The organism is Lysinibacillus sp. FJAT-14745 (assembly GCF_001275675.1).
Taxonomy (GTDB): Bacteria; Bacillota; Bacilli; order Bacillales_A; family Planococcaceae; genus Lysinibacillus.
Map to the genome: position 1 here is coordinate 341,658 of NZ_LITM01000002.1, position 23,752 is coordinate 365,409.

Consider the following 23,752-nt stretch of genomic DNA (forward strand, 5'->3'; position numbering starts at 1 on the left):
CCTCCTCGGTTCACACCATCCCTTCTTTTATAGATTAAATTTCCATCATAAGTTTTTATCGGACGAAATACTTAAATTCAAACCCCTTTTTTCATTTTTTTGATTTTTTAACATAAATCCTTCTATTCTTGCACTTTTTCATATTATGTACTTAAACATAAACCCCTATGTATCACGCTTTAGCAATGATACATAGGGGCTCTTGATGTTAGTATTTAAAATGCTTGAATTGATTCTTGTAAGTCAATCGCCATTTTCGATAAATGTGTAGAGGATGCCGCAACACTTTGAACATTGCTAATCGATTTCATGGATACTTCGCTAATGTAGTTGATTTCTTTTACAAGTTTTTCGATATCTTGATGGATCGTTCGAATGGCTGCTGTAACTGATTCGGTTTGTGTTTGTACATCATTAATGGCATTGTCAATTTGAATGAAATTATCTCTTGCCACATTTACCTTTTCATGACCGACTTTTACTGAATCTTTACTGTTGATCATGTCTTCCTCGATAATTCTTGTATCCTTAGTAATTTGCACAACGACTTTTTCAATATCTCAGGTGTGTTGATTAACCATTTTTATACATCCAAAGAGGCTGATTTCCGCTACGGGCTACTCGCTTTCCTGCGGGCGAGCGTCGAGCCGCTTCCTCCGCTTCGCTCCGTGCAGGGTCTCGTCTGTCTCGCTTTCCCGCGGGAGTCGAGTAGCCCTACGCTACAATCAGTTAAAATGGAAATATATTGGCAAAGTGGTAACAAAAAAATCCTTTTATCGCTCAATAATAAACTTATTTTTTCCTAATCAACACGCCTGTCAATATCTACTGCTTCTATAAAGGCGTTGATAGCCAATAGATTTGTTTGGGTCGCAATATTTTTAATAACATTGACTGCTGAGACGATTTGCTACTGTATTTTCATCTAAGTCTTTAACACGTGTACTTAACTCTGTTGTGTTATCCGCAATTTCATTCATCTGTTCAATAACATAACGAACTGAGGAACGTCCTAGGCTAGCCATATTTTTAGTTTCTACCGTTGCATCGTTAACATGATCAATATTCATTGATATGTCATAATTGTCTTGACTTCTCTATTTTCTCTACAGCGTTTTATTGGTTCTAACTCCCAATTTTGGATATACTATTAATATAAAACTGATACAAAGGAGAATTTAGAAAATGAGTAAACCAGATTTGTATGTTAGTTTAGTAGTAGGCTCTGATTGTGATATCGAATCTCTTGCATTACGCTCAGTACTCGAGTCATTTGGGGTACGAGTAACACTTCATTTAATAGGAAGACCAAATGATTTTATTGATGTTTTATCTGGAGAAGATTTGGATGATCGAATAGATTATTTAATTTTAAACTTCCACGGGGATGAAGGACGATTTTGCATGCCAGAGCTAGGTGCAGATATTTATGAGTTAGATGAACTCAGAGGGGAATTTTTCGGTCCTCAAGAAGTCTTAAAATATAGTAAATTAAAAGATTTGAAGGTTATTGCCTCTGGCTGTACTTTAGGTGAAAAACAGCTAGCGACTGCATTTTTAAAAAGTGGTTGCCATTCCTATTTAGGACCGGATGATTACATAGATGGTAATGCAAATTTAATGTTTCTCATAAGATTTATGTACGAAATTATTGCTAATGAGAGAACACAGCAGGAAGCCTTTGAAATCGCAAAAGCTATCGACGAAGAAACTTCGATGTATCAGCTTTATTTGGCATAGAAGACAAATCCCCAAAAAGAGGCTGGAATAAAAGAATTTTAGCCAATGAAAAAAACCGAACTATATTACGAAACGCTCATTCTGTGTTTCGTAATAGTTCAGTTTTCTGTTTATATTCGTTGTTAATTTTAAAATTATCCGTCTTTCATAAAGGACAAAGAGTTATGTCCTGGCCTCTTCTTATTTATTGTTGATGTTTTTTAACATAGACTCTGTAAAAGCCTGCGATTGTCCCTTTGGAATACTTAATGTTTGCCACTTAGAGCCCTTTAGTTGCTTAGCAATGTAAACGATTTGACCGACATGTTGTGAGTAGTGGGACATCTGTCTTTCGATAGCATCTATCACAGAATGCTGTTCTCCCCTAATCGTTACAAACCCTTGTAAATCAGCTTCCGTTAATCTTTGTAAAGCATCTAAAAATACTTGCCAGCCTTTTTCCCATACTGTCATAACCTCTTCTTTTGTCTGAAGGCTATCCGTAAATTCATCATCACGATTTCTCGTTGCTTTCTCACCATCTGTCGTTAGAAAGTCAGTCCATCTTGATATCATATTACCACTAACATGTTTCACAATCACTGCGATACTGTTTGAATCTTCATTATACGCCCAGTGCAATTGGGCCTCTTCCAGTTGGTCAAGTGTTTTATCGCCTAGCTCTTTGACACTTCTAAGTCTTTTTTGGACAACATTTAAATACGTTTGCGCTACCGTCATTGTTGACCCCCCATCCCTTTTCTACTATTTTAATATAAACATAATGCGATGTGCCATTTAGGTAACTAGTTGTTGCCAAAAATAAAGTAATACTAACTCACTGGGGGGTTCTTTATCAACACTGATTGCCAGCCTTCACCAACCAAGCTTTTACATGCAATTTATCTTTCACCTTACTACTTTGCATTTGCTGAATTTAAGTGCGGGATAAAATCCCTTGCAAGAGCAACCATTTTTTCTTGTGCTTCCTGTTGATCACCATTTAATTGATAGCCTATTTGATATACATAGCCATTATAATACGTATAAAACTCATTGGCTCTTGAACTCATTCGATAAATGCGCTTGTCTGCCTCATCATAATTATAGTATACATACGCGAAAGCTTTATCTGGTGTCATCGCACGATAATACAAAGGATTCATAAAGTTCAAACCTACATTCGTAATTCCCCCTGAAAAGTCCTGACTATCCGCATCTTTATAGTTTACTAAAGGATTATGATTTACATTTGTTACCGTCAAATTAATATATTGACGATCCACTCCAGTGAGAGACTTTTCTTTATAACTAAATTGAAATTGCTTTTGCAGGCTACCATCTTGCATCTCTGATGTTACCGCATAGACCTCCTGTATATTTGATTTAAATGGAAGATTTTTAGGGTCTATTAGATGGACAGCATTCCCCATAGTAGTTGCTACTGCTTGCATAGCTTCGAAGCCCTGAAGCGGTGCATAAAATTTGATATTTTCGCGATGAACTAATCGATCCGCTATTAAAAAAAACTGACTGTACGCCATCTCTTTTCCTTCAACTTCTGTTTTAAATAAATCGGTGAATGATTGTTTTACTTCTTCATGAAGTATTTCTGTCGTTACATGGTCAATCGGTTTCGAAGCTTGCCATGCAATAAATAGTAAGACAGAGCATGTCATCATGACGGCCAGTGAACGATGCGACCAAAGTTGCTTTGATGGATACGGCTCTTGCTGAACTTGTTGTCGAACCTTTTGAATGATTGCTTCTTTATGTGCTGAGACATCCTTCAACACATGCATTGTATGCTTATCCATGGAAAAGTACCTCCCATTCAATATGCTGTAAGTCTACTTTTAATAATTCCTTCCCTTTCTTTAAACGAGATTTCACGGTACCCTCAGGAATTTCCAGTAGCTCAGCTATCTCCTTGATCGTCATCTCCTCCAAATAAAAATAGACAATTGCTTCACGTTGCTTTATTGGTAACCGTAAAATGGCTTCATCTAAAAGAGTTTGTTCATCTTGACGAATAAGTGTATCTTGTAAAACAGTTTTTTGTTTGGCAAAAAAATTATGCTGAAATGTAATTTTTCGATAAGCCCAGCTTTTTAAGTAATCCTTACATTTATTAATGGTCATGCGTGCTAAATAAGCCTTCATTTCTCCTCTTTCTTCATATAACTTTTGGTGGTGATAGAATTTAACTTCTTTCAGCAAAGTCTCCCACCTTTATAGGTGATTAGATGAATGTGGTTATTAGTCACTTTTCAGCGGGTGTCCAATATCCGCTGAAAAAAGTTAAAGCCTCCGGCGGATGTCACGGAATCGGAAAGGAGTTCTTTGTGCAAGCACAAAGCCGATTCCGGACGCAATTACGCCAAGGCATAATTGATTAAATACATCTTGAACAATATCCTCAGCTATTCGTAGATCTTTCGTATAGTAGTAAGCGATTCGAAATAAATGATCTGTATGTAGTTCCATTAGTTGCTCTAAATATTCTGTATCAGACAAAATCTTTCCCTCCTTCTACACTATAAATGAGGCTACAGTTATAAAAGATTAAATTTCAGCAAAAAAACCGTCTCTTTATTAATTGAGACGGTTTCCTTCTATTCCATTATAGATTTTCATCAATATATGTTTCTATATCAGATGCAATTGTGTCAATTGGCACATCATCGATATTTTTAGCAAACCCTGTATACATTTTTACGATTACGCCATTTTTATCGACTAAGAAAAATTGATTCCCATGGATCACTTGGTCGCTGTTAGGATCATCTTTGACGATTATTTTTGTTGATTTCACAGCAAACTGCTCGATATATTTTTGAGAATAACCAGTAAGTAGATTCCATTTTGATTCATCTGGAACATTATATTTTTTTAAATAATTAGCTAATACTTCTGGTTTATCAACGTCAGGATCAACTGAAAACGCAACAATATTATAATCTTCCACACCTTTTTTCTTCAGCTTTTCTTGAACTTGCGTCATATTAAAGGACATTGGTGGGCAAATTGATGTGCAATTTGTGAAAATATACATACCAATCCATGGTTTCCCTTTTAAACTCTCTAAAGAAACTTTTTCTCCGCGTTGATTGACATGTTCAAAATCTGGTAATTCTAAGTTATAATCTGCTTTAAACTTTGTATTTCCACACGCACTGAGCACTGCAGCTAATGCAAAAAGTAGAACAAGCCCAATTATTTTATTTCTCATCTCTAACACGCTCCCTACTTACACTACACCCATCCTATCGTACGATGTAAATATTGACAAGGACACTCAAGTGACAGCTTTCGTACATCTTTGTGAAATCGATTTCACTTTAAGGAAACAAGTGCATCATGAATTGCATCTAATTTAACTTCTACTCGGTGCAGTAAATAAAACGACACTAAGATAGGAAAACCGATATCCGATATCATGTTTAACCACTGTTCCATGCTGCTCCCTCCTTCACTGCTAGATTAATAAAACTGACATTGCTGAAAATGGTCCTTGCAGGAAATTCTGCAAAGACCATTTCGTGACTATTCGATCTCTAATTCAAATTCTGTTACTTGTCGATCAACGATGCGAGCCCCACTCATCGAAACTAGAGTGCCAGCTTGTCCATCAAAAACGTTTTTAGCGATGATTGTTTGCATTACCTTTTGAATTTCTTCCGCTGTTACTTTTGGCTTCGGTGCATCAATAGTAAATATTGCCGTTTTCCCTGCCGCTGTTTCAAATTGCAGCTCTAAAACTTGTGTCATAGCTTTCCCTCCTTAGGATAAATCTGTTGTTTCTTGTTTTACAATGCTGTCTAGTGCGTGTGAAGATAAACTTGCAATGGCATATGCTACTGCTACTAAATCCTCTGCCGTATGCGAGCTGTTTAAATTGCGGTACGTTTTTGTTGTGAACATAGGCTCGTTTTGTGCATTGTGTCCAGCGACATACTTTAAGCGTAGTGTAGCACCTACAAAATTGACTTTTGCCATGAGCGTCACCTCCTTCCTACACAATATATACCGACTAGTTACTAAAAAAGGGACATTTAGGATGAATTTTTTTATGTAAGCTTTTATAATAGAGTGAGAGAAGGCAAAGAGGTGAACGATTTGTTAAGTGGTTGGTTTTTATGGTTTATCCTATTTTGGGTAGTTGTACTTATTTCATTTATGGCGATAGGCGGATTTTTTATGTTCCGCAAATTTTTAAAGGCATTACCGAAGCAGGACGGTAAATCCGATTTAGATTGGCAAGAGTATTATTTAGATAAAACGATTCATTTATGGGGACAACCTGAGAAAGAGCTTTTATACGAACTTGTAAGCCCTGTACCTGAGCTATTTAGACAAGTAGCAAAGGAAAAAATAGCAGGAAAAATCGGCGAGCTTGCATTAGAAGAAAAAGCACCTGCCATTAGCCATGATTTAATTATTCGTGGCTATATTCAAGCAACACCTAAGCGCGACCATAAATTTTTACGTAAAAAATTAGAGGAAATGCAAATTGACATTTCCCCCTATGAACATCTATTTGATTGATGGTACGCTGCACACTGATTTGTGCAGCGTTTTTACTGACCTTAGATAAGTTTCATCATACAAAATACTTAATTAGTTCTTCTGATAGTCTAAAATAATTTTAGGCCCTACAGGATTCTTTTATTATTAGTTCGCTTTTGACTCTTCTTTCCACTCTTCTTTCCGTCGCTCCAGCGATTCTATCCGTCGCTCGAACTGCTCTATTCATCAGCCAAACTACGCACAAAAAAAACTACACTAGATAAAATCTCTAGTGTAGTTTTCCATTTAAATATTCTTCAGCGGAATAGTCTTTTTGATTTTTTTATATTGAATAAGCATTGCGATTCGCCAAGGGAGTAACATAGCGAACGCTAAAATCCAAAACATTCCTGCTAACTCACCAACGTCAATGGAGCTGCTTAATATCAATTTTGCAATTATACGGAACACTAACAGTCCGATTAATATAAAAAGGAATGCTTTTGAACGTTTTAAATAAATATCTTGACCTTTTACTTCAAATTTAGAAGTGGCAATTAAGATTGTTGAGAACACCATGCCGACTGCTGCCGCTTCAAGGATTTGCATGGGTGGCACTCGAAATTGTTCAAATAAAAACATTACTGCACCTGAAGACATCGCAATAGGTGGGATGATAATTTTCTTCTCATTTGTCGGTTTTTTAGATGCTCGCATACGTAAAACCATGACAAAGGTACCCATAAAAATGGCCATTATGGTCGAACCTATTACATAATATTGAGAAGGGATATTGCTGAACATAAAAATTCCTCCTCTAAAGTCATTAACAATTTTGTCCAAGTAAATGATCAACTACAGCTTTTAATCTTTCTGGCTCGAAAGGCTTTGTAATAAAATCCTTTGCACCACTTTCAATTGCTTCTACGATTAACTTCTGTTGTCCTAAAGCTGTAATCATAATTATTTTTGCATTTGGAAATTCGGGGATGATTTCTTTTACTGCTGCGATACCTGTCATAACGGGCATAGTTACATCCATCGTTACAAGATCTGGTTGTAACTCACGATACATCGCCACAGCTTCTTTACCATTTGCTGCTTTGCCGACTACCTCATAACCCCAATCAGTTAACATATTACTGATTGCAACACGCATAAAGAGCGTATCATCCACTACTAAAACTGTAGGCACATGTTCATCTCCCTCCACGTTAAAGTACGGTATAGCCCCTTTAGTTTAGCAGATTAGAAGCCTGTAAATCCACCAAAAATAGGCTGTAAAATGCGTGTTAAATACGTTAATCCGTCAAAGAATAACAATACACCAACGGCAATCATAATATAACCACCGATTTTCACAATTTTTTGGCTGTGTGTACGAATCCAAGTCATGCGTGCTATAAAGAAAGATAACACAAAGAATGGAATCGCAAAGCCTAAATAATAAGCTAACATATAGCTAAAGCCTGCACTTGGATTTGCACCAGCTAATGTAATAATCGATGCTAAAATTGGACCTGTGCACGGCGTCCAACCAGCCGCAAAGGCTATTCCGATTAATAATGATCCAAAATAACCAGATGGTCGGTTTTTAAATTGGAATTTTCGATCCTTCATTAAAAAGTCAATTTGTAGTAATCCCACAATCATTAAACCAAATACTACGATTAAGATGGCACCAACCTGACGTAATAATGTGTGATAATTAAGGAAGAACTCTGCTGCAAATGACGTTCCTAGTCCAATCATAATGAAGATAATTGAAAATCCTAGTAAAAAGAAGAGTGTATGCAAAATTGCACGCTTTTGCATCATACCTCGTTCCGATTTTAGCTCATCTAATGACATACCTGTTATGTATGATAAAAATGCTGGATATAGCGGAAGGGTACATGGTGAAATAAAGCTTAAAAACCCTGCACCTAAAGCTAAAAATAAGTTAATATCAGTTCCCATATTTTCTCACTCGCTCCTTACAGTTACTGTCTCCATCGTACCAAAAATCACTGTAAATTGCGCCATTCCTGTTTGTGAACGTTTCATGGCAAAAAGATGTTAAAAAAGTGAAGTTCCATCATATTATCATACAAATTTTTTTCAGACTTTATTACATCAATGTGTATTTGTTCTTGTACTTTTGCATTATGCGCTCCTCTTATAATATCTGTCAACAAAATTCACCATAATTCTGCAATACAAGTTATGTAATTCTAAACATTTCCAAAAGACACTAGCAACAATGCGATCGTGCAAAATGAATACCTGTTGCAAAGTCGTTACTTGCCGCTTATTTTAGAGTTGAAGTACCCTTTTTATTGACAGAAAGTATTTACTGTTAAATAGTGAGTAAATTACTTTTCTTCATGTATAATAAAAAACAATAGAGCAATTGTTAGAGATAAATGAGGTGTATTCCTTGGAACTAAGAAAAATTAAACAAAAAAAAATATATGAGGAAGTATCTGAAATCCTCTATGAAAAAATTAGAGCTGGCGAACTAAAGCCTGGTGACCGACTTGATTCAGTAGAACAACTTGCTGAACAATTACAAGTAAGCAGATCTGCCATCCGAGAAGCTCTTTCCGCTTTAAAAGCAATGGGGCTTATTGATATCAAACAAGGCTCAGGTACATTTGTTAAAAGTAATCAAGCCAATCCGCTCGATTTTCCCTTATCAACTGCCATTTTAACAAATAAGCAAGATATCTCACATTTGTTAGAAGTACGTAAAGTTATCGAAGTAGGCGCAGCGGCTAGTGCAGCCATTCATCGAACAGAAGAAGACATACAGTCAATGATGCAAATTTTGGATGAGATGAAACGAGTACAAGGAGATGGAGAGCTAGGAGAAAAAGTGGATTTTCAATTTCACGCGGCCATTTCTACAGCATCTCAAAACCCCCTACTTGCAACTATATTAGACCAGGTTTCAGGTTTGATGATCGAAACGATGAAAGAAACACGCCGAATTTGGTTATACTCTAAAAAAACAACAAGCGAAAAACTGTACGATGAACATCTACAAATTTTCCTCGCGATTAAACAGCAAAACGAAGAGCTAGCAAAGCATGCAATGGCTTCGCATTTAAGTAATGTGGAAAAGGTCTTAATGCAATATTTTGAAACAACTGAATCTATGAAATAACAGCAGATGCCTAGGTTTTATTATAGGCAGTTTTCAAATTTTCAGAAAATTAACAATAAACATCTTTTATTCATCTGAACAGTTGTAGTATTATAAACACAAAGTCATCAGATGACCTGTTGATTAGTTATTTGAGGAGTAATAGAGACAAAAAGGAGCGATGATCATGAAAGTAACACTTTTTGCGACTTGTTTAGTTGATATGTTTCAAGGTGATGTAGGAAAAGCTGTTGTCGAAGTTCTGGAAAGGCTCGGCTGTGACCTAGACTTTCCAGAAAATCAGATTTGCTGTGGACAGCCCGCCTATAATAGTGGCTATGTAAAAGACTCTAAAAACGCCATGAAAAAAATGATCACAGCCTTTGAACATGCTGAATATGTCGTCTCCCCTTCTGGTTCCTGTGCTTTTATGTTTAAGGAATACCCAGAAGTGTTTAAGGGAGATTCTGTTTGGGAGCCGAAAGCGCAAGCATTAGCAGATAAAACATATGAGTTTACAGAATTTATTGTTAATGTATTAAAGGTCGAGGATGTAGGTGCTCGTTTAGAGGGTAAAGCTACTTATCATACCTCCTGTCATATGACACGCCTGCTCGGTGTTACGGAAGCACCGTTTAAACTATTAAATCATGTTAAAGGATTACAGTATGTAGAACTTCCAGGGAAAGAACGATGCTGTGGATTTGGTGGAACATTTTCGGTAAAAATGGGCGATATCTCAGGAGAAATGGTCAATGAAAAAGTACATGATGTTGAAGAAACAGGGGCAGACATTCTAATCGGTGCTGACGCTGGCTGCTTAATCAATATTGGTGGCCGAATTAATCGACAAGGAAAGCCTATTAGAGTCATGCATATTGCAGAAGTATTAAACAGCTGATCAATTATGCCTCGGCATAATTGCGTCCAGAATCGGCTTTGTGCTTAGGCCTGCGTGATGCAGGTCAGTTAGCCGTTATCGCATGGATGCGATGATTTTAGGCTAACATCCTATGTGAACTCCTTGCCGATTCCGTGGCACCCGCTGAAAGAAGTTAAAAGGGGGTAACAGAAATGTCAATGAAAACAAGTGGTGAAGACTTTAAACATCGATTAGCGAAAGAATTAGAAAATACCTTTATGCGTGGAGCTGTGTCAAGCGCACAGGAACGCTTTCAAACACGTAGGCTAAAACAAGCTGATGAGCTAGGACATTGGGAAGAATGGCGATTACACGGAGAGGAAATCCGAAAGCATGTGCTTGCCAATTTAGATTATTACTTATATCAGCTGAGTGAAAATGTCTCTAAAAGAGGTGGACATGTTTACTTTGCGCAAACTGCAAAAGAAGCTACAGACTATATTCAAAGTATCGCAAAAAAGAAAAATGCTACTAAAATTGTGAAATCGAAATCCATGGTCACGGAGGAAATTAATTTAAACGCCGCTTTAGAACAGCTAGGGTGTGAAGTCATCGAAACAGATCTTGGTGAATACATTTTACAAGTAGACGATCACGAACCACCTTCTCATATTGTTGTTCCAGCTTTGCATAAAAATAAGGAGCAGATTCGAGACGTTTTTAAAGAAAAGCACGGCTATGAGAACACAGAAAAACCTGAAGAGCTAGCCCTTTATGTACGTGAAAAATTAAGGAATGAATATTTAACAGCAGATATTGGCATTACAGGCTGTAACTTTGCTATTGCAGAAAGCGGCTCGATTACACTCGTTACAAATGAAGGGAACGCAGATTTAGTAACAGCTTTGCCTAAAACACAAATTACCGTAATGGGAATGGAAAGAATCGTTCCCTCCTTTGAAGAGATGGAAGTGCTAGTAAGTCTATTAACAAGAAGCGCTGTCGGGCAAAAGCTAACAAGCTATATTACAACATTAACAGGGATCAAAGATGAAGGTGACACTGATGGACCAGAGGAATTCCATTTAGTAATCGTTGATAATGGACGCTCGGACATTCTAGGCAGTGAATTCCAGCCTATTTTACAATGTATTCGCTGTGCAGCCTGTGTCAACGTCTGTCCTGTTTATCGTCATATTGGCGGGCATACGTACGGCTCTATCTATTCAGGTCCAGTAGGTATCGTCCTTTCACCATTATTAGGAGGCTATAATGATTTTAAGGAGCTTCCGTATGCTTCCACATTATGTGGAGCTTGTACCGATGCTTGTCCTGTCAAAATTCCGTTACATCAGCTTATTCTTAGACATCGCCAAGTAATCGTTGAAAACGAAGGAAAAGCTCCTATATCGGAAAAGTTATTAATGAAGGCCTTTGGTTTAGGTGCTTCCTCCCCTACCTTATATAAAATGGCGACTAAAATGGCATCACCAGCAATGTCTCCATTTACTAAAGACCATAAAATATCAAATGGCCCGGGTCCACTAAAAGCATGGACGGAAGCAAGAGATTTTCCTGCTCCAAATAAAGATAGTTTCCGTGACTGGTTTAAACACCGTGAAAAAGGAGGCGAGGAATAATGACAGGTATCATCGAAAATAGAGATGCATTTTTATCAAAAATTGCGCAACAGCTTGGGCATACCCCAAAAACAGAACTTACACGACCAACGTGGCAATATCAACCACAAGATCGAGTCCTAAAAGGTGCTACAAAAGATGAATTAGTAAAGGTTTTAGTTGAACAATGCAAAAATATTCAAACGGAAATTGTCATTACAAATACAGCTAATCTTCCTGTAGATTTACAAAAAGTAGTTGAAAATTATGGTGGTCAATCTGTTATAACATGGAAAGACGAGCGTTTTCAAAGCTACGACCTATCATCTTTGATGACCGAGCAATGGCCACGAGAAAGTATTCAGCTATACGAATGGGACTCGGAGCAGCCAGAGGAAAATATTCGTCAGGCTGAAAAAGCTAATATTGGCATTACAATTAGTGAAATAACGTTAGCAGAATCAGGAACTGCTGTACTTTTTAGTGAAAAGGATAAAGGTAGATCGGTTAGCTTTTTACCAGAGAAGTCTATTATTTTAATTCCTAAAAGTACCATCGTTCCACGAATGACACAAGCAGCCCGCTTCATTAGCGAAAAAGTTAGAAATGGCGAGCAAATTGCTTCCTGCATCAACTTTATCACAGGACCAAGTAATTCGGCAGATATCGAAATGATTCTTATTGTTGGTGTACACGGACCAATTAAAGCTACTTATATTGTGATTGAGGATCAGTAAAACCAATCAACCAGGCATACTTCAACATTGAAGAAATGCCTGGTTTTGTATGTTGCTATAAAATCTAGTTGATGGATGGTTACGAATCGCCGATAAAACTGCTTTTATCGCTGATAAACCTCATAAATACGGTTTCCACCTTTATCTTCAAAGACAGACATTAATTTGTTACACTCTCAGTTACTATCTTTCGTTCATAAAACTCTGGATGAGCTTCTTTTAATATAGATGCCCGTAGCAAGACTAGTGAGAGCGTAATAATAATTGCACTTGTTACCGGCAAAATAACAATCGCTGGTAATGTATCGTATAACATGCCATAAACCATCATACCAATTGGCATCATCGACATAGCCATCGTTTCCATTAGCCCAAAGACACGCCCACGGTATTCTTCGGTAATATTTTTTTGCATATACACCCCGATTGGCATATTAATACCCATTTCAAAAATAGAGAAAATAAAATAAATGATAAGGTAAAAGATAATAATTGCTACATATGAAAAATTCGTTATTAATGGAATCACCGCTAGCCCAACACTACCAGCCAATAGTAGTAAGCTAATTTTTGAGAAACGTAGTGGTGCCTTCACCTCTGATCTTGTCGCAAAATAAAGGGAAGCCGCTAGCATACCCGCTGCACCCGAAGCCTCAATAAAGCCAAAATGCGTGGACTTTACTTTGAGCAATTCAATAATAATATACGTTCCTCCAACAGCGATTGCTGAGAAGAATAAGTTAATCCATAAGGCAACCCACATAATCGTTTTAATGACTTTTTGTTGTTTTATATAATGAAAGCCACCCTTAAGCCCTTCCCACATTTTTTCTTTTTTCACGTCTTCCCCTCTTGTACTATAGAGGTTAAAATTCATCGTTGCTTCTAAGCAAAAGGCAATGGCATAAGCCACCATATTGACCATTAGAAATGCGTCCATCTCAAAGAAGCCGTACATCATTCCCCCAATTACTGGTCCCCCGATCATAGCTACAGACGTCGACAATTGGTTAAATGACATGGCACGCTGTAAACGCTCTGGGTTAACAAGCGTTGCAATCGCAGATGAAAACGTTACCCCAGAAAAAGCTGAGCAAATTGTATTGAACACAGTAGCCGTATAAACCGCATACACCGATAAGCCTACCGTTTCTGTGTAAAGCAATAAGCCCCCTACTGTCAAAATGGTACCAGCTTGTGCAAGTAGAATTGTACGCTTTTTCGAAAAATTATCAGCCACATAACCTGCTAATGGAGCTACAAGTGCACGTGGTAACACAGAACAAATCATATTCGTTGCAAAGCTCATCGCCGAACCTGTCATAGCTAAAATATACAAACTAATTCCAAACGCCATCACATGAGATCCTAACATGGCAATCATTTTACTGGCTGTAAATGTCCATAAATGATACGTCGCCTTTTTATATTTTTGCTCTTCATTCATCCAAAACCCCTCCATTTTTTAATCAGAATCAATTATGCCTCGGCATAATTGCGTCCGGAATCGGCTTTGTGCTAAGGCCTGCATGATGCAGGTCAGTTAGCCGTTATCGCATGGATGCGATGGTTTTAGGCTAACATCCTCTAAGATCCCCTTTCTGATTCCATGACATCCGCCGGAGGCTTTAACTTTTTTAGCGGGTGTCCAAACACCCGCTAAAAAAGTTAAAAAGTTTAATTTAATTAAACAAAATATAACACAGCTCTCCCTTTCCACGCAAGAAAAAGTTTAATATAATTAAACAAAGGGCATGTTTAAAAAAGGAGGCGAGGCAATGAACTCTTTAGGCACACGAATTCGCAAATTAAGGAAGGAACAAAAATTAACATTAGAGGCACTTGCCGGTGATCGTCTAACAAAAGGTATGTTAAGTCAAATTGAAAATGATAAGGCCAAGCCTTCGATGGAAAGTCTTGATTATATAGCGGAACGTTTAGGAGTAAAAGCAAGTGAATTACTTGAACAAGTAACCCCCTCTTCGCTACGTCATCTTTTAGAGCAGGCAGAAATTTTGTTTGCGGAATTAAAACTTGGTGATACAGATAATGTGCAGCAAATCATAGAAATGATTAAGCCTTATGTAGAAGAGTTTCCGCTTAGTTATGAAGCAGGTCGTTTACTCTATATATACGCTGCAGCACAATATTATGCGGGATTAACGACATGGGAGTCACCACTTCAACAGGCACGCTTTATGTTTAAAGAAATTAATTTACTAAGTCATTGGTTTGAAACCTATATATTACAGTTGGGTATATTAGCAGAAAATCGAAAATACAAAATAGCTTATTCCTGTATTTCACAGGCGAAAGAAGAAGCAGGACAGGAAAATTACCAGTTAGATTCGCGAGATGATGTGAAAATGGCTTATTATATTAGCATTTTTCAGGTAGCAGTTGGTGAACTTGAAGGAGGTAAACAGCTCATTAATGAAACCATTACCAATGCACATAAAAATCAATTCTACTCTTATATAGATGATATGTATCGTATTGGGGCATTTTGCGCCATGATTGACCATGATTTCGAGCAAGTAGAGCATATGCTGAAGAAACTAGAGCAGTATCGGGTTTTTGCCGAACAAGTGGATGTTGACGCTTTTATTTTCGGATTACGTGCGCATTATTATAACAGTTACACTCACGATTATCAGATGGCATTAGAGGAAATAGAACGTTATGGCGCACTTATGCATGAGGAAGGTTCGATTAAACTAGATAAAAATTTTTACTATTCAGAAAAAGGGAAATCCTTATATTTGCTAGGTCAATATGAAGAAGCTAAGGAAGCATTTGAACATTTTACAAGCGTTCCTCCCTTCATCTTACATCCATTTGACATATTAAGTTTAAATGAGTGCTTTTCCTATAAAGCTCTTTGTTATGCACATTTCGGTGAGTTAACAACTGCCTATGAAATCGCCAAAATGGCTTATATGGATTCACAGGATTTAATTGATCTACCTTACAAACAAAAAATTGAGGAAACATATTATTCAATTAAAGCGCAAATTAATTCGGCTCGATAAATAAAAGGGATTGCACATAAATTTTAAATGTGCAATCCCTTTCAAACTTTTAGCTCGGTTTATCTCTCTTCATTTCTTTCTGAATCTTGCGAAGGGCTTTTTTCGAACCGCGCTCTAGATCATGCTGAAGCTTTCGTTCTTTATAATCCACAAACAATGTCTCTACATCATATCCTTCTGGGTATAATTCTGTTGCCGGTAGCTCTAATGCCAGTCGCTTAACATTTACCTTTATGAATTCTCTCTCATAGAACACGACAACATTATAGAAATTATCCATTTCTTGATAAACGATTCCAACGTCATCATGATCTAACAGCTTCACACGGTCGCCTTTTTTAAAGTCAACCTTTACTTTGGTTCTTTCTTGCTCAATCTTAGGCTTCCTGATTTTATTGTCATTTACTCGTTCTAAATGATATTCTTTATTGTCAATATAGCTCTTGGCTCTTTGTAATACTGTTTCACGTATATTCATTTTCTTAGAAATCCATAGGGCGTTACTGTCTCCAGATGTTCCGATCACTAATTTATACAAAGGTTCTAATGTTTCACTATTAAAACGCATAGCCGCATTCATAAAATCACTATGCATTTCAGAGAAACGCTTAATTTCTCCATAGTGAGTAGTTGCCACTGTCATACAGCCCATTTGATAGAACTCTTCTAGAATGGAAATCGCCAGTGCTGCTCCTTCATTTGGCTCTGTACCACTTCCTATTTCATCAAATAGCAAAAGCGTATTATTATTGGCTACCCTCATAATATCCGAGAGATTTTTCATATGGGATGAAAACGTACTAAGTGCATTTTCAATACTTTGATTGTCACCAATGTCAACAAAGATATGATCAAATACGGCTATTTCAGTACCTTTATCAGCAACAATATGGAAGCCCGACATAGTAGCCAATGTTAATAAGCCAATGGTTTTTAGGACAACGGTTTTACCACCAGCATTCGGTCCTGTAATGATTAAGCTGCGATAGTCTTTACCAATTTCAAAATGAAGTGGCACTGCCTTCCCTGTTAACAGTGGATGCTTACAATTAACGAGCTTAATATAGCCATAATCATTTAAGCTCGGTTCTACGCCTCCAACATGCTTGCTAAACTTAGCTTTGGCAAACACCATATCATACTGGCTAATTAACTCCATGTTAATATTGATTTCACGAATATTTTCCATCAGTAATCCTGATAAAGTCGCTAAAATCTGATATTCCTCCACCGCTTCCTCTGCCTTCAAAGTGGCTAATTCCACATTTAATTTAGCGACAGTACTTGGCTCCATAAAGACCGTTGCACCTTTTGATGAAATTTCTACTACCGTCCCTTGCACATGATTTTTATAAGAAGCCTTAATGGGAATCGTGTAGCGATCATCCTTTTTACTTACAAAAAATTCCTGGATATATGTTTTATTTGCACTATTATTTAAAAATTTAGTTAGGCGGTCTTTAATTTTTTCCTCTGTTGTTTCAATATGAATTCGAATACGCTTTAACTCTCTACTAGCAGCAGAATCAACACGATTTGCTTTAATCGCAAAGTTAATTTCCTCTTCCACACTTTTAAACTCAGACATCGAATTAGCATAAGATGCAAGTACTGGCGCAAAAAATTCCTTTTCCAGCATAAATTTTTTTATTTTTCTACAGCCTCTTAAAAAGTCTGAGATGCTAATCAGTTCACTAAGTTCTAAAATAATGCCCTTTTCAAGTTTTTTTATCGTATTGTCAATATTCGATACCCCTAAAAACGGGATATGACCTTCCGCATCTAAAATTGCTCGTGCCTCAGTCGTTTCATGCAAACGATTTTTAACAACTGTCAAATTTGAGCTCGGCGTTAATTTATCTAATAACTGTTTCCCTAACCCACTGACACAGTATGATTTAACGATTTCCTTCAATTCATTGTATTGTAACTTCTCAAAAGTAGTATGATTCATTTTAAATTCTCCTCACGATGATTTTCCAAAGTCATTCATGAAGATACCTACTCATTAGATATCAATGATTTTTTATTCAAATCTATTATGCCTCGGCATAATTGCGTCCGGAATCGGCTTTGTGCATGCACAAAGAACTCCTCTCCGATTCTGTGACATCCGCGGAGGCTTTAACTTCTTTTATAGGGTGTTTAGACACCCTCTGAAAGAAGTAAAAAAAGACAAAAAAAGCTGTGGGAGAACCCACAACTTTTACATTACAAGGCATGTGTAAAAAGCATCGTGAAAAAGACCTCATCAACATGAAGTTTAGTCAGAGCATTACACGCTTTATAAAGTATTGTAGGTATCTTCATAGGTATCGAAATAAATCCACGACTAAATAAGGGGTGACATACTGACATAAATCCCCTGTCGTCATTAAATTTATTTCATTTAGTTGTTCCTATTTAGAACCTACCGCACTCATTAAAAGCACCTCTCATTAATTTATAATAATCATCATTGTTATCTAATTCATTGACGTTATATTACTATATGCTGGCAAAAAAGTAAAGTTGCTTATTTTCCAATCTAGAGAGAACTATGCAGTTTTTAATTTCCCTCTGGAATTATCGCAATATTACCAAAAGTACAAAAGAACCAAAATCTAACGGTTTCACTTACAATATTTTATATTATTATCCATCTAACAACCTATTAATATATATTTTAGTATATAATGTAAATATAAAATATTGACTAGACAAACCACGAGAGGAGTGGAGTTTTCTCTTTATACTCTAAATTTTATAAAACGATTCCACTGCACAGCATTTACCCAAAAATCCATTTTTATCTGATGAAGGATCGAATTATTTCTCCTGTAATACATAGGGGTTTAATCTATGAAATGTCTAATTCGTCATGGGAAAAGGATTAGTCTTACACTAACATTACGTCTTTTTCGACCTAATTATGTATAGAACTTGGATTGAAGAGGTGTTCCAAAGTTTGCGTGTTATTGTAAGTTAGCCCATGAATATGGTTCAGTGATTGTCGAAGCGTCATCGGCTATGTTTCATAATAGCTAGTTCAGCATTGCCTTGTTGTAAGCCCGATACATTAATAGAAGAAACAGCTACAACTATAGATTTGGTCTGAGTTAATATACTGCCGAAACACAGGTAAACGACGATTAACAATTGGTTTAAGCGATATTAATTTCACATATGTGGTTTGGCTCCTAAGATTACTAAACGCTGATTGCATATGAAATTACTAGACACTTCTATATTAATCACTATCAAATGGCATTATAGAAGGCACAAATAATACTCTTTACAAGATATGGTTTTGGAAACAGAAGAGACTACCATTTATTCTTTCGTTTACAATTGGAAACAGTACGTTAATTTTGTCATCCATGACCTTAGTGTTGAACCTACTATTCGTAAAGTTCAAATAAGAGTTTTTCAAGATAAAAAAATAAGGTGATAAAATGTATAATAACTTAGGTAAAGAAATTGAAAAGAAAAGAAAAGAAAAAAAAATGACTCAAAAAGAATTAAGTAATAATATATGTACACAGCCAACTATTAGCATGATAGAACGCGGTGAAATAACCCCTAGTCTAGAAATTTTAACCAAAATATCAAAAAAGCTAGATCTGAAACTAGAATATTTTACTGATTTCCTTATTTACGAAAATCCTGTATATATTAGAAAATTCACTCAAAAAATAGATAATTTAACGGTAAATCAAAACTATAATACGGCCCTTAAATTAATTGAAAAAGAGTTAAATAATAATACTCTCACTGATTTTGAACCTATTTTTAAAGCATATTTAATGTGGGTAAAAGTACTTTGTTTATATAACATGGGGAATATGGATATTCATAAAACAATAAATGAAATAAAGAATATTTTAGAGCTAATCAAAAATTTCCCTAACAGTAATTTTTTATCTATAAGAATATATAACTCAATTGCCTTATTATATTCTATCAATAAAGATTTCAGTAAAGCGCTATTTTATTATAATAAAATAGATTTTATTCAGACTTTAGAAGATACTTCTCGATTAAATAATGAGGTTTATATTCTTAGGATCTTATACAATAAAATTAAAACATTATATGACATGGGTAATTATAATGAATCAATTGATTGTTGTAATATCGGTATACAAAAATCCATAGAATTAGAAAACATGTCTTCTTTAGGTAATTTTTTTTATTACTTAGGGCAAAATTATGAAAAAATGCAATATCCACACGAAGATATATCCAAGTGTTACCATAATTCTTTATTTATTTTTGGGATTCTAAATAGGGAAAATTACATAAGAGCTATAAAGTCCAACAAAAAGACTTTCCTCTAAAAATTATTATTGGAAATATCCTCAAACCAGTTTAACTATAATAACTGGTTTGAAGATATTTGATTAAAATTCAATTAAAACTTTTCCTACATGGTTTCGGTTTTCTATAATCTTATGTGCTTCAATTATTGAATCAAAATTCAATACATTCTCTATATGAACTTTTACCTTACCAGAAGCCAAAAGTTCTAAAACCTCTGTGGCGATACTTTGAATATAATCCGGTCGTAACTTTCTAGTTGTACCTAGGCTAAAACCAATAATTGAGCGGCAACTGGAATGGAAATCTGTATTATTAAATGTTGCTCTTTCTCCACTAGAGTTCCCAAATTGGACTATTTTACCATATTCTTTCAAACAGTTTAAACTTTTACGTGTTACTTCACCAGCAACTGAATCAAATACAATGTCTACCCCTTTATTTTGGGTAATTTTCAATGACTCTTCTTGAAATTCTTCATATGTGAAAGTATATTTTGCACCATACTTCTTTAAAATAGGAAACTTTTCTTTGGTAGAAGTTACCCCAATAACATTTTCAATTCCACTTAAATCTAGTAATTGTAAGATTGTAGTACCAACTCCTCCTGAAGCTGCATGAACGATAACAAATGATGATTTATCAATCTCTATTAACTTATTTACTAAAATATAACCTAGAAAACTAACTGTTAAAGCAGCTGCGCCCTGTTCAAAAGATAGTTCTTTTGGCATTTTGAATACTAGATTTTCATCAGCTACTACATATTCTGAATACGATCCTTTTTTAGGAAAAGCTACTACCCTGTCCCCTACATTTAGTTTCTTTACATACCCTCCAACTTTTTGAACCACTCCAGCTACATCTAAACCTAACTCCATTGGAAATTTCCCTTTAGCTTTTTTACCAGTCCTTTTTTTTACATCGGCATAATTTACACTGAAATTTTCAACCTTAATTAAAATTTCATTTTCTTTTATTTTTGGAATCTCTTCTTCTACATAGGTTAATACTTCAGGGCCCCCATATTGCTCAAATATTATTTTTCGCATAACAGAATCATCCTTTCTGATTTCTTTTTGTATAATTTGGATAAAATTATAGACATCATAATAGTAGCAACCAGTCCACTAATTAAAATTGAAACACTCATAAAAATTACAGAAGTTAGACTATAACAGTAAATACCTAGCGTTCCTATTAATAAACCTAATTTTGAAGCTATTTTATTCAAAGCTAGATAAGTTCCTCTAGAATCATCTGGAATAATATCGCCCAAATATGACTGTTGAAGAGGCATAGCTATCACTTCTCCAACAACAGCTATGAACATACTTATAATTAATACCCAGAAGTTCATAGAATAAGAAACATAAAAGTATCCAAATGTATACATAATAAATCCGACTAATATTGCTTTTCTCTTATTAACATTCTTAAGAAAATAAGTAAATACTAAAGAAAGTATTATTACACATATTGTATTTTCTGTACGTAAAAAACCCATGATTTGTATTCCATTCATATTAAATAAAGTATTGTCTAACAGATTTGAACCCATTTCATTTTCTAATCTTATAGCAATAAAATTTGTTAAATGTGATTCTATCGAGACAATAAGAATTGTAACAATTAGAAATAATAAAAATATCTTATTTTTTAATGCTAATTTATAGCTTTTTAAATTGATAAAATCCTGAAATGATAATTTTTTTTCGGATATATTTTCAAAATCCTTACATTCTTTCATAAAGAATATTGTAAGCACTAAGGAAACACCTGAAGAAAATACTAAGAAAATAAGTAAATAGAAAGTATATTTTTCAAAAAAGATTGCTCCAATTGTTCCTCCAATAGCAACACTTACATTTGAAATCCAATATAAGAGGCTATAAATAAAAGGCCTTTCTTCTATTTTAGAAGAATCTAACAACATAGCCTCAGCAGCTGGTGTATATAGTCCATTGCAAATGTTATTAAAGACAAAGAAAATGATAGTAATCAAAACAGATTCAAACCAAGGTGAATTCGAAAGAGCCATAATAACAAATGTTATTAATCTTAATGATTCAGCAATAATCATGATTTTTTTTCTACCAAATTTATCTGATAAACTGCCACTAATAATACTAGAAAGAAAATTTAATATTATTCCTAATGACAACAGTAAACTCGTATTTAATGCTCCTAAAGCACGCGTCGAATAAATAGCCATAAAAGGGAAAATGGTATTGGTTGACATTGAAATTAAAAATAATGTGATCATTCGAATTTTTATATTATGATCAAGTGTTTTTAATCTCATCTTATTAAACCTCTATTTCCCATACAACTGCCTCGTTTGTAAACCATTCATATAGAGCATTTATTCTATTAATAAGCTCTTGTTCATTCTCTCCCTTTACTAATAACATCGCAATTGCATCTACACTTGATGAAGCTTCATTATAAATTTTTCCTACAATGTCATCCTTAATATAGGAATCAATCACCCACTCAAATGGGATATTTTTATTAATAGAGACCAATTTCCCTTTATTTGGATGTATAATCAGAAAGCCAGTTAAAAACTTCCTTTCTATATCGCGAATAATCTCAACATTTAATTGTGAATTTATAGATTCAGTATCCAATTCTAAATTAAAAGCATGTACAAATTCTTCTGCTATCATGCCCCCACCCACTCTAGATGCTATTTCACAGAAAATAATTTCTCCTGTTTGAGTAACAAAAAATTCCGCATGAAAAGGGATTGTATCTAAGGGTGTTGGCAATTTATCCAAAATTTTAGATACTTCACTATTTAATTTAACTGATAATGGATTTTTCTCTATTAAATTATACGAACCCAAATAATTCTGATTATGAAATGCCAAGCATCCATTGATATATTTAGAAGATTGACTTAGTAGTTTTTCACCAGTTTTATACAAACCATCTACATGATACATATCACCAATAATATATTCTTCCGCAATAAGATTATAAAGTGCATTTTTTTGAATGAATTCAATTAAATCATTTTCTGAAAATAAAATTTCAACACCTACGGAACCCGCACCATCCCTAGGCTTTAAAACAAATGGGTATCCAAAACTGTCTATAAAATCATGAAGTTCATAAATGTCATCAATTTTACTGAATCTTGGTACTTTCACAGTGTCTTGTAATAACTTCTTCATGACATATTTATCTCGAAAAGCTTGCGAGCTGACATAACTCTGCCCTTCTAAACCTATTTTTTTCCGTAATTTCCCAGCTTTTAATATATCAAATTCGTTAGTCGCAATTATTTTATCGATTTTTTGTTCTTCATTAATTTTTAAAACTTCAAATTCTAACAAATCACTATCAAAATCTTCTATTGTTAGAACATTATTAAATAATGATTCATATTCGCTTTGGTACTTTTTGTGAACAATCCATATAATTTCATGTTTAGATTTCAAAACAGACTCGATAAATTGAGTTCTCTTCGAAGAGGATCTGTTGATTATTACCACCCTCATATTTATCCCCCCAATTTCATATATTATCTATCCCACTTAGTATTATTCAAAAACCAGTCATACAAACTCTCTAATCTTTTGTAAACTTCTTCTTCGTTTTGACCGTAAACAAGAAACTCTGCAACACTATCTACACTACTACTTGCGTCTTGAGAATCCATGCCTATATATCCATTAATCCCCTTATTCCTTTCATTTTATAAACCCATTATTATACATTTAGATATATAAGTAAATCCAATATAAGTAAATTAATATTATATACTCAAACTTCGCACCAATATAAATCGGCTTAATCATTGAGCTTGTTTGGTTCTTTACAATTTCAATAGGATTCTT

General features: G+C 35.0%; 27 protein-coding genes. 8 read left to right on the forward strand and 19 right to left on the reverse strand.

The window, feature by feature from the left end:
• Nucleotides 1-215: 215 nt before the first annotated feature.
• Nucleotides 216-503 (reverse strand): hypothetical protein, encoded by a 288-nt coding sequence (locus AMS59_RS24025; protein ID WP_053482299.1) that lies wholly within the window; start codon nt 501-503, stop codon nt 216-218.
• Nucleotides 504-881: 378 nt separating this feature from the next.
• Nucleotides 882-1,070 carry a hypothetical protein gene (locus AMS59_RS03130; RefSeq protein WP_053482300.1) on the reverse strand — a complete coding sequence of 63 codons (189 nt, stop codon included), beginning with the start codon at nt 1,068-1,070 and terminating at the stop codon, nt 882-884.
• Nucleotides 1,071-1,185: 115 nt separating this feature from the next.
• Between AMS59_RS03130 and AMS59_RS03135 the strand changes: the two genes are divergently transcribed.
• A complete protein-coding gene (locus AMS59_RS03135) occupies nt 1,186-1,740 on the forward strand; it encodes a hypothetical protein (protein ID WP_053482301.1) in 555 nt (184 codons plus the stop codon).
• 180 nt (nt 1,741-1,920) lie between these two features.
• On the opposite strand, the gene AMS59_RS03140 is transcribed toward AMS59_RS03135, so the two are convergent.
• From AMS59_RS03140 to AMS59_RS03170, 8 genes are all read right to left on the reverse strand, one after another.
• Complete coding sequence (locus AMS59_RS03140; RefSeq protein WP_053482302.1) at nt 1,921-2,460, reverse strand: DUF1572 family protein; 540 nt, start codon at nt 2,458-2,460, stop codon at nt 1,921-1,923.
• Between the two features lie 176 nt (nt 2,461-2,636).
• Nucleotides 2,637-3,536 (reverse strand): hypothetical protein, encoded by a 900-nt coding sequence (locus tag AMS59_RS03145; protein ID WP_053482303.1) that lies wholly within the window; start codon nt 3,534-3,536, stop codon nt 2,637-2,639.
• Nucleotides 3,529-3,939: a sigma-70 family RNA polymerase sigma factor gene (locus AMS59_RS03150; RefSeq protein ID WP_082337365.1), complete on the reverse strand. Its 411-nt coding sequence runs from the start codon at nt 3,937-3,939 to the stop codon at nt 3,529-3,531. Before AMS59_RS03150 ends, AMS59_RS03145 begins: the two co-directional genes overlap by 8 nt.
• An 81-nt stretch (nt 3,940-4,020) precedes the next feature.
• Nucleotides 4,021-4,236, reverse strand: a complete 216-nt coding sequence (locus AMS59_RS26125; protein WP_053482304.1) for an RNA polymerase sigma factor — start codon at nt 4,234-4,236, stop codon at nt 4,021-4,023.
• 106 nt (nt 4,237-4,342) lie between these two features.
• Complete coding sequence (locus AMS59_RS03160; RefSeq protein ID WP_053482305.1) at nt 4,343-4,951, reverse strand: SCO family protein; 609 nt, start codon at nt 4,949-4,951, stop codon at nt 4,343-4,345.
• Between the two features lie 104 nt (nt 4,952-5,055).
• Nucleotides 5,056-5,178, reverse strand: coding sequence for a YvrJ family protein (locus tag AMS59_RS24030; RefSeq protein WP_082337366.1), 123 nt, complete (start codon nt 5,176-5,178; stop codon nt 5,056-5,058).
• An 87-nt stretch (nt 5,179-5,265) separates the two neighbouring features.
• Nucleotides 5,266-5,490 carry a DUF2922 domain-containing protein gene (locus AMS59_RS03165; protein ID WP_053482306.1) on the reverse strand — a complete coding sequence of 75 codons (225 nt, stop codon included), beginning with the start codon at nt 5,488-5,490 and terminating at the stop codon, nt 5,266-5,268.
• A 12-nt stretch (nt 5,491-5,502) separates the two neighbouring features.
• On the reverse strand, nt 5,503-5,718 hold the full coding sequence (locus AMS59_RS03170) for a DUF1659 domain-containing protein (protein ID WP_053482307.1): 216 nt from the start codon (nt 5,716-5,718) through the stop codon (nt 5,503-5,505).
• A 120-nt stretch (nt 5,719-5,838) separates the two neighbouring features.
• Here AMS59_RS03170 and AMS59_RS03175 point away from each other — a divergent pair, with 120 nt between their 5' ends.
• Nucleotides 5,839-6,267: a DUF2621 domain-containing protein gene (locus AMS59_RS03175; RefSeq protein ID WP_053482308.1), complete on the forward strand. Its 429-nt coding sequence runs from the start codon at nt 5,839-5,841 to the stop codon at nt 6,265-6,267.
• A gap of 267 nt (nt 6,268-6,534) precedes the next feature.
• Here the strand turns inward: AMS59_RS03175 and AMS59_RS03180 are convergent, their stop codons facing one another.
• Genes AMS59_RS03180 through AMS59_RS03190 form a run of 3 tightly spaced genes read right to left on the reverse strand, consistent with a single transcriptional unit; the run spans nt 6,535 to nt 8,187 of the window.
• The gene (locus tag AMS59_RS03180) at nt 6,535-7,032 is read right to left on the reverse strand and encodes a CcdC family protein (RefSeq protein ID WP_053482309.1); all 498 of its coding nucleotides are present in this window, start codon (nt 7,030-7,032) and stop codon (nt 6,535-6,537) included.
• Nucleotides 7,033-7,054: 22 nt separating this feature from the next.
• The gene (locus AMS59_RS03185; protein ID WP_255349994.1) at nt 7,055-7,423 is read right to left on the reverse strand and encodes a response regulator; all 369 of its coding nucleotides are present in this window, start codon (nt 7,421-7,423) and stop codon (nt 7,055-7,057) included.
• Nucleotides 7,424-7,476: 53 nt separating this feature from the next.
• A complete protein-coding gene (locus tag AMS59_RS03190) occupies nt 7,477-8,187 on the reverse strand; it encodes a cytochrome c biogenesis CcdA family protein (protein ID WP_053482310.1) in 711 nt (236 codons plus the stop codon).
• Between the two features lie 460 nt (nt 8,188-8,647).
• Between AMS59_RS03190 and AMS59_RS03195 the strand changes: the two genes are divergently transcribed.
• From AMS59_RS03195 to AMS59_RS03210, 4 genes are all read left to right on the forward strand, one after another.
• The gene (locus AMS59_RS03195) at nt 8,648-9,376 is read left to right on the forward strand and encodes a FadR/GntR family transcriptional regulator (RefSeq protein WP_053482311.1); all 729 of its coding nucleotides are present in this window, start codon (nt 8,648-8,650) and stop codon (nt 9,374-9,376) included.
• Between the two features lie 166 nt (nt 9,377-9,542).
• Nucleotides 9,543-10,256 carry a (Fe-S)-binding protein gene (locus tag AMS59_RS03200; protein WP_053482312.1) on the forward strand — a complete coding sequence of 238 codons (714 nt, stop codon included), beginning with the start codon at nt 9,543-9,545 and terminating at the stop codon, nt 10,254-10,256.
• Between the two features lie 173 nt (nt 10,257-10,429).
• On the forward strand, nt 10,430-11,857 hold the full coding sequence (locus AMS59_RS03205) for a LutB/LldF family L-lactate oxidation iron-sulfur protein (RefSeq protein ID WP_053482313.1): 1,428 nt from the start codon (nt 10,430-10,432) through the stop codon (nt 11,855-11,857).
• On the forward strand, nt 11,857-12,573 hold the full coding sequence (locus AMS59_RS03210; RefSeq protein WP_053482314.1) for a lactate utilization protein C: 717 nt from the start codon (nt 11,857-11,859) through the stop codon (nt 12,571-12,573). Before AMS59_RS03205 ends, AMS59_RS03210 begins: the two co-directional genes overlap by 1 nt.
• Nucleotides 12,574-12,733: 160 nt before the next feature.
• On the opposite strand, the gene AMS59_RS03215 is transcribed toward AMS59_RS03210, so the two are convergent.
• Nucleotides 12,734-14,020 carry an MFS transporter gene (locus AMS59_RS03215; protein ID WP_053482315.1) on the reverse strand — a complete coding sequence of 429 codons (1,287 nt, stop codon included), beginning with the start codon at nt 14,018-14,020 and terminating at the stop codon, nt 12,734-12,736.
• Between the two features lie 331 nt (nt 14,021-14,351).
• On the opposite strand from AMS59_RS03215, the gene AMS59_RS03220 reads away from it, so the two are divergent.
• Nucleotides 14,352-15,605 (forward strand): helix-turn-helix domain-containing protein, encoded by a 1,254-nt coding sequence (locus AMS59_RS03220; RefSeq protein ID WP_053482316.1) that lies wholly within the window; start codon nt 14,352-14,354, stop codon nt 15,603-15,605.
• Between the two features lie 49 nt (nt 15,606-15,654).
• Here the strand turns inward: AMS59_RS03220 and AMS59_RS03225 are convergent, their stop codons facing one another.
• Entirely contained in the window at nt 15,655-17,559 is a 1,905-nt protein-coding gene (locus AMS59_RS03225; RefSeq protein ID WP_053482317.1) for an endonuclease MutS2, read from the reverse strand.
• Nucleotides 17,560-19,039: 1,480 nt separating this feature from the next.
• On the opposite strand from AMS59_RS03225, the gene AMS59_RS03230 reads away from it, so the two are divergent.
• Nucleotides 19,040-19,924 (forward strand): helix-turn-helix domain-containing protein, encoded by an 885-nt coding sequence (locus AMS59_RS03230; RefSeq protein WP_053482318.1) that lies wholly within the window; start codon nt 19,040-19,042, stop codon nt 19,922-19,924.
• 63 nt (nt 19,925-19,987) lie between these two features.
• Here the strand turns inward: AMS59_RS03230 and AMS59_RS03235 are convergent, their stop codons facing one another.
• Genes AMS59_RS03235 through AMS59_RS24795 form a run of 4 tightly spaced genes read right to left on the reverse strand, consistent with a single transcriptional unit; the run spans nt 19,988 to nt 23,574 of the window.
• Entirely contained in the window at nt 19,988-20,956 is a 969-nt protein-coding gene (locus AMS59_RS03235) for a zinc-binding alcohol dehydrogenase family protein (protein WP_053482319.1), read from the reverse strand.
• Entirely contained in the window at nt 20,944-22,209 is a 1,266-nt protein-coding gene (locus AMS59_RS03240; protein WP_053482320.1) for an MFS transporter, read from the reverse strand. Before AMS59_RS03240 ends, AMS59_RS03235 begins: the two co-directional genes overlap by 13 nt.
• Before the next feature lie 4 nt (nt 22,210-22,213).
• Nucleotides 22,214-23,413: an acetyl-CoA carboxylase biotin carboxylase subunit family protein gene (locus tag AMS59_RS03245; RefSeq protein WP_053482321.1), complete on the reverse strand. Its 1,200-nt coding sequence runs from the start codon at nt 23,411-23,413 to the stop codon at nt 22,214-22,216.
• A gap of 23 nt (nt 23,414-23,436) precedes the next feature.
• On the reverse strand, nt 23,437-23,574 hold the full coding sequence (locus AMS59_RS24795) for a hypothetical protein (RefSeq protein WP_156304544.1): 138 nt from the start codon (nt 23,572-23,574) through the stop codon (nt 23,437-23,439).
• Between the last annotated feature and the right edge of the window lie 178 nt (nt 23,575-23,752).